The sequence below is a fragment of the Gemmatimonas sp. genome, assembly GCF_031426495.1.
Lineage (GTDB): Bacteria > Gemmatimonadota > Gemmatimonadetes > Gemmatimonadales > Gemmatimonadaceae > Gemmatimonas.
In genome coordinates this window covers 15,313-28,487 of record NZ_JANPLK010000013.1, presented here as the reverse complement: position 1 = coordinate 28,487, position 13,175 = coordinate 15,313, and the positions used below count along the sequence as shown (strand labels likewise).

Here is a 13,175-nt window from a genome sequence, read left to right as displayed (position 1 = left end):
CACAACTCTGCGTAATTCACGACAAGATACGGCCCAACGGTGATCTGCGCGACGCAAGATGTGTCACTTGGGCGGCACTCCGTGGCAGTTTATCTCAGAACATGAAGAGAAGCACATGAGCGTTGGCGTTACGCCGGTAGTGTCACGAGGTATGGTTGGGCTCGCTGTAGCCGTGTTGCTTGGTCACGTCGTCGTGGACGTGATCACTCCGTTCGAATTTCATCGCGACGAATTTCTGTATCTAGCGATGGGTGAGCACCTACGGCTGTGGCGGATGGACTTTCCACCATTCATCGCCATCGTAGCGCGTGTATCGCGGGCCCTGCTTGGGGACTCGCTCACGGCGATTCGCTTGGCGCCGGCAGTGGCGAGCGCGCTGATCGTGCTGTTGACGGGGGTGGCGTCGTCCGTCATGGTCGCGCTCGTGGGTGCGGCAGATCGCGGCCTCGAACGCGAACGAGCACGCGCATTTTCCTGGGTGCCGTGGTTGGCGATGATCGCGGTGATCACGTCGCCGGTGTTCCTGCGTCCGGGCAATCTCTTTCAGCCCGTCGTGTTTGATCAGCTGTGGTGGACAGCGGCTCTGCTGGCGGTACTCATGCGCGCGTACACGCGCGATGTGCGATGGTGGATCGCGATCGGCGCGGCGCTGGGCCTCGGCTTGCTCACCAAGTTCAGCATCGCCTTCATCGGCGTGGGCATCGTCGCCGGTACCTTGTTCACGCCGACACGTCGCGACCTGTTGACCCGATGGCCGTGGCTGGCGCTGCTGTTGGCAGTCGTGATCGGCAGTCCGTCGCTGGTGGGGCAGTGGCTCCTCGCGTTTCCGATTCGCTGGCAGATGCGGGATCTGCAAGCGGAACAACTTGGTGTGCGCTCACCACTGGCGTTCTTCGCCGAGCAGCCAGGGCTGGTCGGGCCGGCCATGCTGTTGGCGCTCGCGGGACTGGTATGGTTGCTCTCGACGCGCGCGGCCGCACCGTTGCGGGCGGTGGGTATCGCCGTCATCACCAGTTGGATCCTGCTGTCGTTGAATCGCGGCAAGGCGTACTACGGTGCGCCCGTGTATCCGATGCTGTTCGCGGCTGGAGCACTGGCGATCGCGGTGGCACTGCCCGAACGGCTGGCCGGATCACAGACGGTGTGGCGAAAACGGATCGCCTTCTCGATCGGTGCGATCATGCTGCTGCTCTGGCCGGTCGCGTTGCCGATTGCGCTGCCGATCTTGAGCCCCGAGCGCACGGCGCGGTACATCGCAGCGCTCGGTGTGAGCGGGTCGACAAGGACGAACTACGGCACGACGCTGGAACTCCCGCAGGACTTCGCCGATATGCTCGGCTGGCACGCCATGGTCGTCGCGCTGTCGCACGAGTGGCGCGCGATGCCCGAGCAGGATCGGGCCGATGCGGTGCTGCTCGCGGGCAGTTACGGTCGGGCGGGTGCTATCGACTTCTACGGACCGCGGTATGGACTACCGAAGGTGGTGAGTGCGGCGGGCAGTTACTGGTTCTTCGGACCCGGTGGAAAGCCCGGTCGCGTGGTGCTCGCCCTTGGCGTGTCGAAGGCCGAGCTTGAGCCATTCATGACGCATTGCGATGAACTGCGCTTCATCGGAACGCCTTTGGGCGTAGAGGAGGAGCGACGCATCCCCATCACGCGATGTGCAGGACCAAAGACCTCACTCCAGAAGCTGTGGCCGGTGCTCGATCCGTCCCACCAGTGACCCGAAATTGACTATCGTACGGCATGACGAACACAACCGCTGACGACCGCCCCGCGGGTGAGCTCACGATCCGAACAGCAACGGCGACCGACGCCGAAGCGTTGTCCCAATTTGCGGCGCGTGTCTTCCATGACACCTTTGCGCCCGACAATGACCCGATGGACATGCACGCGTATCTGAGCGATGCGTTTACGCCGGAGAAACAGGCGGCGGAGATTGCCGATGCCACGTGCGTCTGTCTGGTCGCTGATATGGCTGGCGTGTTCGCGGGCTACGCGCTGCTGCGCCTCGCTGCACCGGATCCGATCGCGTCCCGGACCAACGCCGGCGAGCAGTCCGTGGAGCTACAACGCTTTTACGTGGACCACGCATGGCACGGTCAGGGCATCGCGCCGCGATTGATGGCGGCGTGCGTTGACGCGGCGCGTACGGCCGGTGGCGCGACGATGTGGCTGGGCGTGTGGGAGCGGAATGCGCGGGCGATCCGCTTCTATACGAAGCAGGGATTCGCCGATATCGGCACGCAGGAATTCCGACTCGGCAGCGATCTGCAGACCGACCGCGTGATGTCGCGGCCGGTCGAGCTGTCGCTCTGAGACTTTCCCTGCGCGCTTCTAACGCTTGCGGAGCGGCACGGGTGCGGTGGGCACGTCCATCTCGGTCGTCAGATGGGTGGCGCCGCGATGACACATCACGCAGGTCGTCTTCGGACGCGGATCGTCGAGTTCCTTCACTTTCGCGATGTACTTCCGGTCGATGTCCCGTTGCATTTTTACCATCTGCATCGCGATGATCTTGTCCTTCCGGGCATCGCTGGCGTAGTCGCCGTTGTCCATGTGGCAGCTGGTGCAATTCACGCTCAGCCCCCGTCCGAACTGTTCGTCCATCATGGTGACGAACTCCTTCGCCGGCATCTCCTTGTGGAGCTTGACGTTCTTGAAGACGGTGCCGGCCGGCTCGTTTTCACGGCCCACCAGTGTGGCCATCAGCTTGGCCACCGCTTCACGGCGCAGCGTGTCGAGCTTCATGGGCGTGGGCGGCACCCGACGCGGGCCCTGCGGACGAGGGGCCGTGCCTTCCGCTGCGGCGATCGGGCGCGCTTCCTGAACCGCGCCTTCCTTGGCGCCACGAGCGCAGGCCACAGCCGACCCGAGCACCACCACCGACATCACGACCCACGAACGCATACGGCCTCCAAGGCTCCACGCGAGGTTCGAACTACCGACTGGCGTAAACTATCGCTTCTTCGCGAGGATCGTTCCTCGACACGTGATCGCGCCGCAGGAGCACGGAAATCGCTTCTTGGCGGCTGGCGTGTGGCGCTCCGGGAGGATGTAGGCGTAATCGTAGACCAGCTCTTCACCCACCTCGATGTCATGGATGGCGTCGATCCAAATGCGGCCGTCGTCGATCACGGCGTCGCAATTCGGGGCGCAGGAGTGGTTGAGAAACCGGGCCTCGTTCCCGTTTACCGCCGCGTCGACCACCGCTTCGTCATCAATGGCGAACAAATAGGTATGGTGCCGCTCGCCGATCACGTCGGGGTAGCGCGCCTCCGCCGCTTCCGGGGTCAGCCGCTCGCCGGCATACTCGATTATGCGCGTGCCGGCGGCAATCGGGCGGGTCGCGTAGCCCCCGAATCCCTGAATCGGGGAGTGGCGGACCTCAAACGGAAGTGATGTATCGGTCATGATGACTGACAATCTCACCTATTTCACCCGCCGAAACCACATCTGGGGTCCAGAATAGGATAGATTAAGATTCTCAACAGGAGACTTGACATATGAAACAGCCGGACGAGCGCGATGTCGCCGCACGGAACAGCGAGCGCGACGTCAGCGAAACCGGATTCGCGGCCCTCGGACTCGACCCCCGCATTGCCTCAGCGCTTGCTGCGCTAGGCTACGAAGAACCAACGCCTGTTCAGCGTGCCGCGATTCCGCCACTGCTGGAAGGACGAGATGTATTGGCCCAGGCGGCCACCGGTACTGGCAAGACCGCCGCGTTCGCGCTGCCGTTGCTGAGCCGCGTGAACACGAGCGCCAAAGGCGCCGAGCGCACGTCGGCGCTGATCCTCGTGCCCACTCGTGAACTCGCCATGCAGGTGGCGGAAGCCGTGCACCGCTACGGCAAGCCGATGGGTGTGAGCGCGCTGGCCGTGTACGGCGGCTCATCCATGGAGATGCAGGTCCGCGCCCTCAAGCGCGGCGTGGATGTCGTGATCGCGACGCCGGGACGGGCGCTCGATCATATCCGTCGTCACACGCTGCAAATGACGTCGCTCAAGACCGTCGTGCTGGACGAGGCCGACGAGATGCTCGACATGGGCTTCGCGGAAGATCTCGAGGCGATTCTCGAGGCCACGCCGAAGTCGCGTCAGACGGCGCTGTTTTCGGCCACGTTGCCGCCGCGCATCGCCAGCATCGCCAAGCGTCAGCTGCGTGATCCGGTGCTCGTCACGATCGATCGCGAAATCGTACCCGATGGCGAAGCGGCCCGAGTGCGCCAGGTCGCGTACATCGTACCGCGGGCCCACAAGATGACGGCCCTCGCGCGCGTGCTCGACATCGAGCAGCCCACGAGTGCCATTGTGTTCTGCCGTACGCGCACCGAAGTGGACGAGCTCAGTGAAACGCTCATGGCGCGTGGTCTGCGCGCCGACGCGTTGCACGGTGGTTTGAGTCAGGATCAGCGCGACCGCGTGATGACCAAGTTCCGCACGAAGAAGACCGATCTGCTCATCGCGACGGATGTCGCGGCGCGTGGTCTCGACGTGAAGCACGTGTCGCACGTGGTGAACTTCGATGTGCCGGCCGACGCCGAATCGTATGTGCACCGCATCGGCCGCACGGGTCGTGCCGGTCGTGAAGGGGTCGCGATCACGCTGGCCGAGCCGCGCGAACATCGGTTGTTGCGCAACATCGAACGCATGACGAGTCAGCGGATCGAGATCGCGCAGGTGCCGACGGTCGACGATCTGCGCGCGCATCGGTTGGAGTTGGTGCGCACGACGCTGCGCGAGACCATCATGGAAGGTGGCCTCGACAAGTTCCGCGGCATCGTGGAGTCGCTGGCCGGTGAGTTCGACGTGATGGACATCGCCGCCGCGGCCGTGAAGCTGTTCGATGCGAACGACGAGACCGACGAGCCGGACATCCCCGCCGTACAACCGCGCTCTGACGATCGTGGGTCGCGCGACAGCAGCCGTGGTCGTGATGGCGCACGCGACAGTGCACGTGAAGGTGGTCGTCCGAGCCGCAGTGGCGAAGAGGAAGCACCTCGCGGCGCCAAGGCCGCCAAGCGTTCGAAGCCGGAATGGAGCGTCGCACGGTTGTGGGTCGGTGCCGGTCGCAAGCTGAAGATGCGTCCGGGCGATCTCGTGGGCGCGATCGCGAACGAAGTGGGTATCGACGCCAGCGTGATCGGTGCGATCCAGATTGCCGATGGATACAGCACGGTCGAGGTCCCGGAGGAAATCGCCGAGGATATCATCACGGCGCTGCGGAACACGACGATCAAGGGCAAGAAGGTGTTGGTGCGTCGGGATCGGATGCGCTAGTCGTCACCGACGATGCAAAAAGGCCGGCCGGCGAGGGATCGCTGGCCGGCCTTTTTCGTATGAGTCGACTACCAACGCAGCAGCTTGGTGAGCTTCACCACGACGGAGCGGTTCTCGAGTTCGGGATAGTTGGGTCCGATCGTCGTTCGTCCGTCGCTGTAGACCAGAAAGAATTCACTGCCTGGCTGATATTCCCAGCGGAGTCGCAGGTTGCTGGACATGGACGAATTGCGCGACTGATACTGAAGGAGCGCGGCCATGAACATGCGCGGCGTCACGGTATACGTGAGGCGCGTGCTCAGCAGATTCGCGTCGCCGCTGCCGTACGGGCCATCCACATGATTACGCGAGAGCGTGGGCTCGATGTACCACTGCGGCGAAATCTCGATGCGACCGCGCCAGCTGGTTTCGGTGAGCGTGCCACCATAAAAGCCGCCGTAGGTGAGCGTGATTCCGCCACTGACGCGGTGCTGCGGGCCCAGCGTGTACGACGCCTTTGCCTGATTGAAACGGTAGCCACCGACGGGCACCGTCACGCCTTTGGCCACGCCGAACGGCACGACGAGTTGTTCGAACACCTGAGCCACTTCAGCAGAGAGCAGGTCGCCGTTGGCGAACTCGGTGCCGAGATAGGAGCGAAAATCCTCCGACTGGAGTGTCCCGGTCATCGAGGTGATGTGATCGGCACTGCCTTGCATCGTGAATTTCCGCACGTGGGGCACATGCGCCGGCCGCGGGCTGAATCGCGCGAGCGCATACGAACGCTGGAAGCCCGTGCGACGTAGGAACCCGACCTGTGGGTCGAAGCCGTCGCCCACGGACATCCGCTCGACGTTCGCGCCATAGCGATCCCCATTCCAGTCGATGCGCGCGCGATAGCTCGTCGGATCGCGCTGGAGTGAGTCTCGCGAGGTGCGCGCGACGAAACCGGTGATCGCGAGATCGGTACGAAGGTTCAATTGTGCGTCGGCGCCGACGGCCAGATTGCTGCTGATCGCCCCGGCCGGGTCGCGACGCGTCGCGATCAGCCCGAGGCGGCTCCGACTGAGGATGTCCCGATTGACACGCACCACGGAAAAGTTCGTGGATGGCGCACCGGCGGCTCGGACATCGTCGGTCTGCATGCTGAGGGCGCCGACTTGCCATGGTCCGGAGCGGCCCAAAACGCGCCCGCCGCCAATGATCGGCGCGGGTCCGCTATTGGTGAGTCCGATCCGGCGACTGTAAAACAACGTGGGCGCGAGGTTGTCGTTGGGGCTGGCACCGGGTGTGCCGAAGCCACCGCCACCGCCACCACCGCCGCCGCCCCCCCCACCACCGCCACCAACGCCGGCGAAGGCGAACGCGTCCTGCCCCTCGAGGAAGAACTCACGCTTCTCCGGGAAGAACAATGAGAAACGGGTAAGGTTGACCTGCGCTTCGTCGTCTTCGACCTGCGCAAAGTCGGTGTTGTACGTGAGATCTGCCACGACCTGTGGCGTGATCCCCCATTTCGCATCGAGGCCCATGTTGCCATCGCGCGCGTTGCGTATTGCGGGCGTGGCGGTGGCGTTGGTCAGCAGCGAGCCCAGCGCGTAGGGCTTGATGTCGATATACCGGCCACCGGACGGCGCCTCGATCCCCGTCATCACCGCCGCATCGGACACCTTGTTCAACGCCCGCCGCCCCCACGCCCGCGGCACGCCGCTCAAGAACGACGTTTCGTTCTTCCAGCGGACCATGCGGCGCATGTTCACGCCCCACGTCGCTGCGCCGTCAGCAAAACGGATCGAGCGAAACGGAATCCGGATTTCGACGGTCCAGCCGCCGTCGAAGTCCTGTGCCTTCGAGGTCCAGAGTGCGTTCCAGTTGGAGCTGGGCTGTTCGTTGGTCGCAGAAAAGTCGAACAGCCCGCCAATGCGGTTCGTGGAGAAGCCGAAGCCGTTCCGATGATCATTGAACGTGTCGAAAATGACCGCGAGGTGGTCGTTGTTGTACATGTTCTGTGCATCACGTCGCATGTCGCTCATCACGCGGCGTGACGGTTCGCTCTCGTAGAGCCGTGCGGCAACGTAGAGGTTCTCGTCGTCGAAGAAGATCCAGGCTTCGGTTTTCTCCGTGGCCGCTGCGCCTTCGTTCGGCTCCTGCTGCACGAAGCCCGTGAAGGGCGCGACTCGGCCGTATACGGCTTCGCTGAGCGTGCCGTCGAGGGTCATACGCTCCGCGATCCGCGAGACCCGTACCGAGACGCGTCCGTCTGGCGTGCGCGTCATGACGGACGCTCCGGTGCCCGACGACGTCGCGCCGCCGCCCGCTCCCCCGAGTGGTGCCACCGGTTGGGCAGACAGCGAGTGCGCCGTCAGACCGAGACACAGGGCGGTGGCGAACCGCTGAGATCGCAGATGCATGATAGGTATACGGTGCGACGGGCGGCGCGTTGACGCCGTCTCGTCTACGCCGTCTCGTCTTCGCGAGCCTCTGCCCGTGCGAGTTCGCGGTCGCCGCTGGTCTTGAGCAAGCGGTGGGCCGTGGTGCCAGTGATCAGTCGCACGCCGCGCTGATACGTGATGTACTGATAGGCCCACTGCACGAACACGGTGATGCGATTGCGGAATCCGGCGAGATACAGGATGTGAATGAAGAGCCAGGCAAGCCACGCGATGTTGCCCTGCAGCTTCACGGCTCCGATCGAAGCAACGGCGCGATGTCGGCCGATCGTGGCGAGGTCGCCCTTGTTGAAATACGTGAAGGGCTTGCGCGGCGTACCGCGCAGGTCGTGCAGAATCGCCTGTGCGGCGTGGGCGCCCATCTGATTGGCGGCCGGTGCCACGGCCGGAACCGGTGTGCCGGCAGCGGTGAGCACGGACGCGATATCCCCGATGGCAAAGACGTGCGGGTCGTTGGGTACCGAGAGGTCGGAGGACACCACTACGCGCCCGGCGCGATCGAGCGGAGCACCGAGCTGTTTGCCGAGCGGTGAGGCCTGATTGCCGGCACCCCAGAATACGGTGTGCGCGAAGATGCGCTCGCCCGACGCCACGGTCACGCCGGCGTCGTCGACGCTGGTGACGGCGGTGTTCGTACGCACATCCACGCCCAGGTCGCGCAGGTCACGTTCCGCGCGCGCGCTGAGTGTTTCGGGGAACTGCGGCAACAGGCGAGGGCCTGCCTCCAGCAGCACCACGCGGGCCGTGGACGGATCGATGCGACGGAAGTCGTGCTTCATGGCTTTGCGCGTGATCTCGGGGATCATGCCCGCCAGCTCCACGCCGGTCGGACCGCCACCGACGATGACGAAGGTCAGCAGGGCCTCTCGTTGACCTTCGGCGCTGGCGCGTTCGGCCGCTTCGAAGCTGAGCAAAAAGCGACGTCGCATCTCGAGCGCGTCTTCGATGCTCTTGAGCCCCGGTGCGTTGTTCTCCCACTCCGGATGGCCAAAGTAGGCGTGTCGCGCGCCGCTGGCCACGATGAGGTAGTCCCACCCCACCGTGCTGCTGCCGCCATCGAGCGTCAGCGTGTGCTGCGGCACATCGATGCGGTCCACCTCCGCCATGATCACCGTCGCATTCGGCTGATTACGCAGCATCCAGCGAATCGGCACGGTGATGTCGGCGGGGTTGAGCACCGCCGTCGCCACCTGATACAACAGTGGCTGAAACAGATGGTGATTAGTGCGGTCGACGAGCGTGATCCGCACCTCGGCTTCGGCCAGTGTACGCGCGGCCGTAAGTCCTGCAAAACCGCCACCGACGATGACCACATGTGGTCGAGGGTCGGTGGCGTGCATGCTCGTCATGCGCGTACTGGTGTTCGGTTCAGCCTTCACGACATGCTCTTGGATGAAGCGTCAGGGTCTCCACGCGCGAAGTGGCCGACGGTGTATGCCAGACGTCGGGCGTCAGTGCAAGATAAACGCGCGGCGTGAGAAGTCAGGCCGCCGGCCTGGGTCCCGCCAGGATCTGTTGCACGCTGGCGATGAGTTCTTCACCGCGAAAGGGCTTTGCCAGCAGGCCATCCGGTCGTTCGATATCCTCGAGGGAATCGAGCACGCCATCCGAGTACCCGGTCATCAGCAGCACGCGCAACTGCGGCTTCTTGGCGCGTGCGGCGCGAAGCAGTTGGACGCCGCTCATACCCGGCATCACAATATCGGAGACGAGCAGCTCGCTGTCGTCGCCGGCTCCGTCGAGCCAGGCGAGTGCGTCGTCGGCGGTAGGCGCCTCGTGCACGAGATAGCCGGCGGACTCGAGCGTTCGAATGACGATGCGTCGAATGGCCGGTTCATCCTCGCAGACAATGAGTTTGGCTGGCTTCGAGGCCGGCGGCACGACCCCCCGCCGCGGGGGCAGCACGGTGGCCGCAGCATGTGAGCGCGGAAATCGGAGGCGGAAGCAGGTGCCTATGCCCAGACGACTCTCAACCGTCACATCGCCACCCGCCTTTCGCATAATGGCGTCGACCGTGGCTAGCCCGAGTCCTGTTCCTTTCGAGCCCTTGGTCGTGACGAACGGCTCAAAAATGTCACGCAAGAATTCCGGTGCGATGCCTTGGCCTGTGTCGCACATCTGCAGCGTCGCGTACTCGCCGGGGGCCAGTCGCGTTCGCTCGGCGTCGCTGGACGCGATCCGAACGCTATCGGTCACGATATTGAGTTCACCGCCGTCGGGCATCGCATCCCGCGCATTGACCGCGAGATTCAACAGGACCTGCTCGAACTGGCCAATGTCCAGCGAGACGCGCCAATCGGGGCCGCGATGCTCGGCGTGAATCACCGTGCGCTCTTCGACCACGCGACGGAGGAGTGAGACGGTCGCGTCAACCTGTGTCGCGAGCGTGACGACGGTTGGTGCGAGGGATTGAGCTCGAGAGAAGGCGAGGAGCTGCGCACTCAGCCGCTTGGTGCGTTCCACGGTCTCCTCGATTTCCTCGATCGCCGCCACCTCGCTCCCGGTTGTGACACCGGAGCGCAACACGAAGGTCTGTCCGAGTACGATCGTCATCAAATTATTGACATCGTGCGCGACGCCACCGGCCAACCGCCCGATCGCCTCGAGGCGACTCGCCCGCGTACTCGCCTGCTCCTCGCGCTCTTGCTGGACGAGGTCGATCGCGGTGGCGACTGCCCCGACTATCTGTCCGTCAGCGCCGAGCATCGGCTCGTAGCGCATTTCAACGCGCGTGGCCGGATCCGGTTCAAGCGTCGCACTATCCGGTTGCCCGGCGAGTGCACTGGTCCAGGCCTTCGTTCGCCGTATCATGGTGTCGGGCGTGCCCTGCACCGGGCCGAGCGGGTCCTGACCGCGGGCGAGGCTGTGGTTGGCGAGCTTCAGGAACATGCGCGCGGCATTCGGACTGAATCCCACAATGCGACGGCCGGAGTCCACGGCGACGATTGCACTGTCGGTGGTATTGAGGAACGACTGCAATCGATCGGAGGACTCGCGTAGATCCTTCAGAGCGGCGGCCATCAACACCAAAGAAATGCTGAGCACACCGGCGTAGAGCTCGATTGCGACATAGCGCGTGAACCCCGGGGCACGTGAGTTCGCGAAGGGCCCCGCGCCGCCGGCGGTGACCAAGAGCAGCGTGGCGAACATCACGATCCCTGCCCACGCCGTGGTCCCGACGCCATAGCGATAGGCGATGACGATCATGAGTGGGACGGCCGCGATACTGATTGGCAGAGAGACTACCGACGTCGTCGGCTGCAGGGTCACCAGACCGACGGCGATGGCGAGTACTGCCAGCACCACGGCACGTTCGAGTCCGCGCCTCGCGGCCGCTCGCCATGGCCGGTGTCGCCCGTGCTCTACCCACTGCACCGATGCCCAGAGTGCCGGTGCCAGCATGAGCGTCATGACGACTTCGGGGACGTACCACTGGATAAAACTCACCGGAAACGCCGGGCCGCCGGTCACCGCACTCGCGAGAGCACCGACCGTCGCGACGATGGGCGTGACGACCAGCGCGACGAGTGCCGCAAACGCGAGCATCGGCTGACTTCGATTCAACGCAGGGCGGGCACCGAGGACACGGATGACCAGTTCGGCGCCGCCCCAGTCCGCGAGCAGGCGAACGCCGAGGGCGAGTGGCAGTTGCTCGACGGGCATCGACCCGAAGAGCAAATGGGCCGCAGCGTTGGCGCCGACCGTCACGAGCGCCGCCAGCCACCGGCGATTGTTGGGCGCTCCGAGAATGAAGACGAGGCCGACGGCGCTGGCGGGCCAGAGGCCGGCGTTTCCACCGTTCCGCTGGCTTAGCTCCAACGATCCAGCCTGGGCGGCAAAGTAGAGCACGAACGTCGCCGTGGAATACAGCGACATTCGCAGCGATGAGTGGGCAGCGCGGAGCGTCAACGGCTTCTCGACCCGAAGAAGAAGGCGGCTTTCGCGTACCGCACCGAACTACTGAACGCGATGGTAATTTTTTCGCGCGTCCTGCGCTAGAGGCTGGTTGACCGGCCTCTACTTCGTCCAGAACACCAAGCTCCCACACCCCCCAAGTCCGGGTTGGAATTGCGCCGGAACCTGACCGGCCGCATACACCTCGATACCCGCGATGTCATTCGGCCGGATGAAGCCGTCCAGGTCGCCTGAGGTGAGGGCGTTCATCCACTGGCCGTTGATGTAGATCGCGGGTTCGCAGCGATCTGCGAACAGGCCGCGCATCATCACCTTCTCCTCGGCGTCCATCGTACGGTCGAGAAAGAGTCCGGGGACCGCGCGGAAAATCTCCGACGTGGTAAAGGGCTGCCGCACGGCGATGTCACGGGGCGTGAGAAAGCGGCCCATGCTCGAGCGGCGACGCTCCTGAAAGCCGACCAGATTCTGGTCGACGGTACGCGCGGCGCTGATCTTCATGGTGTCGAGCACCGACTTGAAGGTCGCCAGAGCGACACGCAGCGGCGCCACGCTATCGACGATGTCCACCGCGCGGCGCTCGGGATAGTAGCCCACGGCGCGGACTTCCAGCATGCGCGTGCCCGGTGGCGCGTCGGTGAGTGTCCACTCGCCGCGGGCGTTGGAACGCGTCTGCGGCCCGTCGACGATACTGATTTGCGCGCCGGACAGCGGACGGCCGTCGGTCGTGGTACCCACGATTCCGCTCAAGCGACCCTCCCCCACATGCACGCGGCGCGTGCTGTCGGCACCGGCGGCCACGCGGGCGGGACCGAGGTACAACTCACGCCGCTGAAAGCCGGCGGCAGGCATCTGCACTTCGACCATCGCGGTGCTGTCGGCCCCGCGCGTGGCCATGAGCATCAGCAGGCCAGGGCCCGGCACGTTGCAGAGGGAGAACCAGCCGTTTTCGCGGGTGATCGCCGTGCGGCGTGGCATGCGTCGCGTCATGCCCCCTGCGCCAAACGTGAGTTCGATCCACTCGGCGATCACCGTCACGCCGGCGGCCGGTGCACGTCCGAGCGCCGCGTGCACGGAGCCGATCAACACGCCACCGGTGCCCTGCGCGTTCGGCGCGCCGCAGATGGCGGTCCGTAGCGTCGCGGGCGAGGGCACGGCCAGATCGGCGCGGACGGCGCCCACGCCGGTTACGGCGACGCTACGTAGCATCGGGTCGAGTCCGACCGAGTCGAGCATCGGATGGAAAAATCCGAGCGTGTAGCGTCCGGCCGGCACGTCGTCGAAGGTGAATCGACCCGTGGAGTCGGAGACGATCGTGCGTCCGAAGTTGGCGAGCGTGTCAGTGGTCACGAGTTGAACAACGGCGCCGGCAAGTGGACGAGCGGCGATGCTGTCGTTCACGATGCCGTACACGGTCGCCCGACTCGACGTTGTGCTGTCCGGCCGAGTCGGTACCGTGCTTTGCGCCGCCGCCGTCGCGGTGTACAGCGCCGCGCACATCGCGGCAAAGAGCGCCGAGCGTACGGTCAGCACTCCTCGTCGACGTCGCATTCGC

9 protein-coding genes are annotated in these 13,175 nt (G+C 64.8%); 3 read left to right on the top strand and 6 right to left on the bottom strand.

Annotated features, from left to right (window positions below; translation table 11 throughout):
- Positions 1-115: 115 nt before the first annotated feature.
- Both RMP10_RS03835 and RMP10_RS03830 read left to right on the top strand, forming a co-directional pair.
- The gene (locus RMP10_RS03835) at positions 116-1,723 is read left to right on the top strand and encodes a glycosyltransferase family 39 protein (RefSeq protein ID WP_310569109.1); all 1,608 of its coding nucleotides are present in this window, start codon (positions 116-118) and stop codon (positions 1,721-1,723) included.
- Between the two features lie 23 nt (positions 1,724-1,746).
- Positions 1,747-2,319 (top strand): GNAT family N-acetyltransferase, encoded by a 573-nt coding sequence (locus RMP10_RS03830; RefSeq protein ID WP_310569108.1) that lies wholly within the window; start codon positions 1,747-1,749, stop codon positions 2,317-2,319.
- 18 nt (positions 2,320-2,337) lie between these two features.
- On the opposite strand, the gene RMP10_RS03825 is transcribed toward RMP10_RS03830, so the two are convergent.
- Both RMP10_RS03825 and RMP10_RS03820 read right to left on the bottom strand, forming a co-directional pair.
- Positions 2,338-2,910 (bottom strand): c-type cytochrome, encoded by a 573-nt coding sequence (locus tag RMP10_RS03825; protein ID WP_310569107.1) that lies wholly within the window; start codon positions 2,908-2,910, stop codon positions 2,338-2,340.
- A gap of 48 nt (positions 2,911-2,958) precedes the next feature.
- Positions 2,959-3,414 carry an SET domain-containing protein-lysine N-methyltransferase gene (locus RMP10_RS03820; RefSeq protein WP_310569106.1) on the bottom strand — a complete coding sequence of 152 codons (456 nt, stop codon included), beginning with the start codon at positions 3,412-3,414 and terminating at the stop codon, positions 2,959-2,961.
- Positions 3,415-3,506: 92 nt separating this feature from the next.
- Here RMP10_RS03820 and RMP10_RS03815 point away from each other — a divergent pair, with 92 nt between their 5' ends.
- Positions 3,507-5,282 (top strand): DEAD/DEAH box helicase, encoded by a 1,776-nt coding sequence (locus tag RMP10_RS03815; protein WP_310569105.1) that lies wholly within the window; start codon positions 3,507-3,509, stop codon positions 5,280-5,282.
- Between the two features lie 68 nt (positions 5,283-5,350).
- Here RMP10_RS03815 and RMP10_RS03810 read toward each other — a convergent pair whose 3' ends face one another.
- The 4 genes from RMP10_RS03810 to RMP10_RS03795 all read right to left on the bottom strand — a co-directional run bounded on the left by RMP10_RS03810 (position 5,351) and on the right by RMP10_RS03795 (position 13,171).
- Complete coding sequence (locus tag RMP10_RS03810; RefSeq protein ID WP_310569104.1) at positions 5,351-7,669, bottom strand: DUF5916 domain-containing protein; 2,319 nt, start codon at positions 7,667-7,669, stop codon at positions 5,351-5,353.
- A gap of 44 nt (positions 7,670-7,713) precedes the next feature.
- Positions 7,714-9,087, bottom strand: coding sequence for an NAD(P)/FAD-dependent oxidoreductase (locus RMP10_RS03805; protein WP_310569103.1), 1,374 nt, complete (start codon positions 9,085-9,087; stop codon positions 7,714-7,716).
- Positions 9,088-9,190: 103 nt separating this feature from the next.
- Positions 9,191-11,584: an ATP-binding protein gene (locus RMP10_RS03800; RefSeq protein WP_310569102.1), complete on the bottom strand. Its 2,394-nt coding sequence runs from the start codon at positions 11,582-11,584 to the stop codon at positions 9,191-9,193.
- A gap of 141 nt (positions 11,585-11,725) precedes the next feature.
- Complete coding sequence (locus RMP10_RS03795) at positions 11,726-13,171, bottom strand: carboxypeptidase-like regulatory domain-containing protein (RefSeq protein ID WP_310569101.1); 1,446 nt, start codon at positions 13,169-13,171, stop codon at positions 11,726-11,728.
- Positions 13,172-13,175 lie beyond the last annotated feature (4 nt).

Bases quoted from the DNA above. Each gene is read 5' to 3' on its own strand.
- RMP10_RS03800 (WP_310569102.1), bottom strand. From the start codon at position 11,584: ATGTCGCTGTATTCCACGGCGACGTTCGTGCTCTACTTTGCCGCCCAG.
- RMP10_RS03815 (WP_310569105.1), top strand. From the start codon at position 3,507: ATGAAACAGCCGGACGAGCGCGATGTCGCCGCACGGAACAGCGAGCGC.
- RMP10_RS03825 (WP_310569107.1), bottom strand. From the start codon at position 2,910: ATGCGTTCGTGGGTCGTGATGTCGGTGGTGGTGCTCGGGTCGGCTGTG.
- RMP10_RS03830 (WP_310569108.1), top strand. From the start codon at position 1,747: ATGACGAACACAACCGCTGACGACCGCCCCGCGGGTGAGCTCACGATC.
- RMP10_RS03810 (WP_310569104.1), bottom strand. From the start codon at position 7,669: ATGCATCTGCGATCTCAGCGGTTCGCCACCGCCCTGTGTCTCGGTCTG.
- RMP10_RS03820 (WP_310569106.1), bottom strand. From the start codon at position 3,414: ATGACCGATACATCACTTCCGTTTGAGGTCCGCCACTCCCCGATTCAG.
- RMP10_RS03835 (WP_310569109.1), top strand. From the start codon at position 116: ATGAGCGTTGGCGTTACGCCGGTAGTGTCACGAGGTATGGTTGGGCTC.
- RMP10_RS03795 (WP_310569101.1), bottom strand. From the start codon at position 13,171: ATGCGACGTCGACGAGGAGTGCTGACCGTACGCTCGGCGCTCTTTGCC.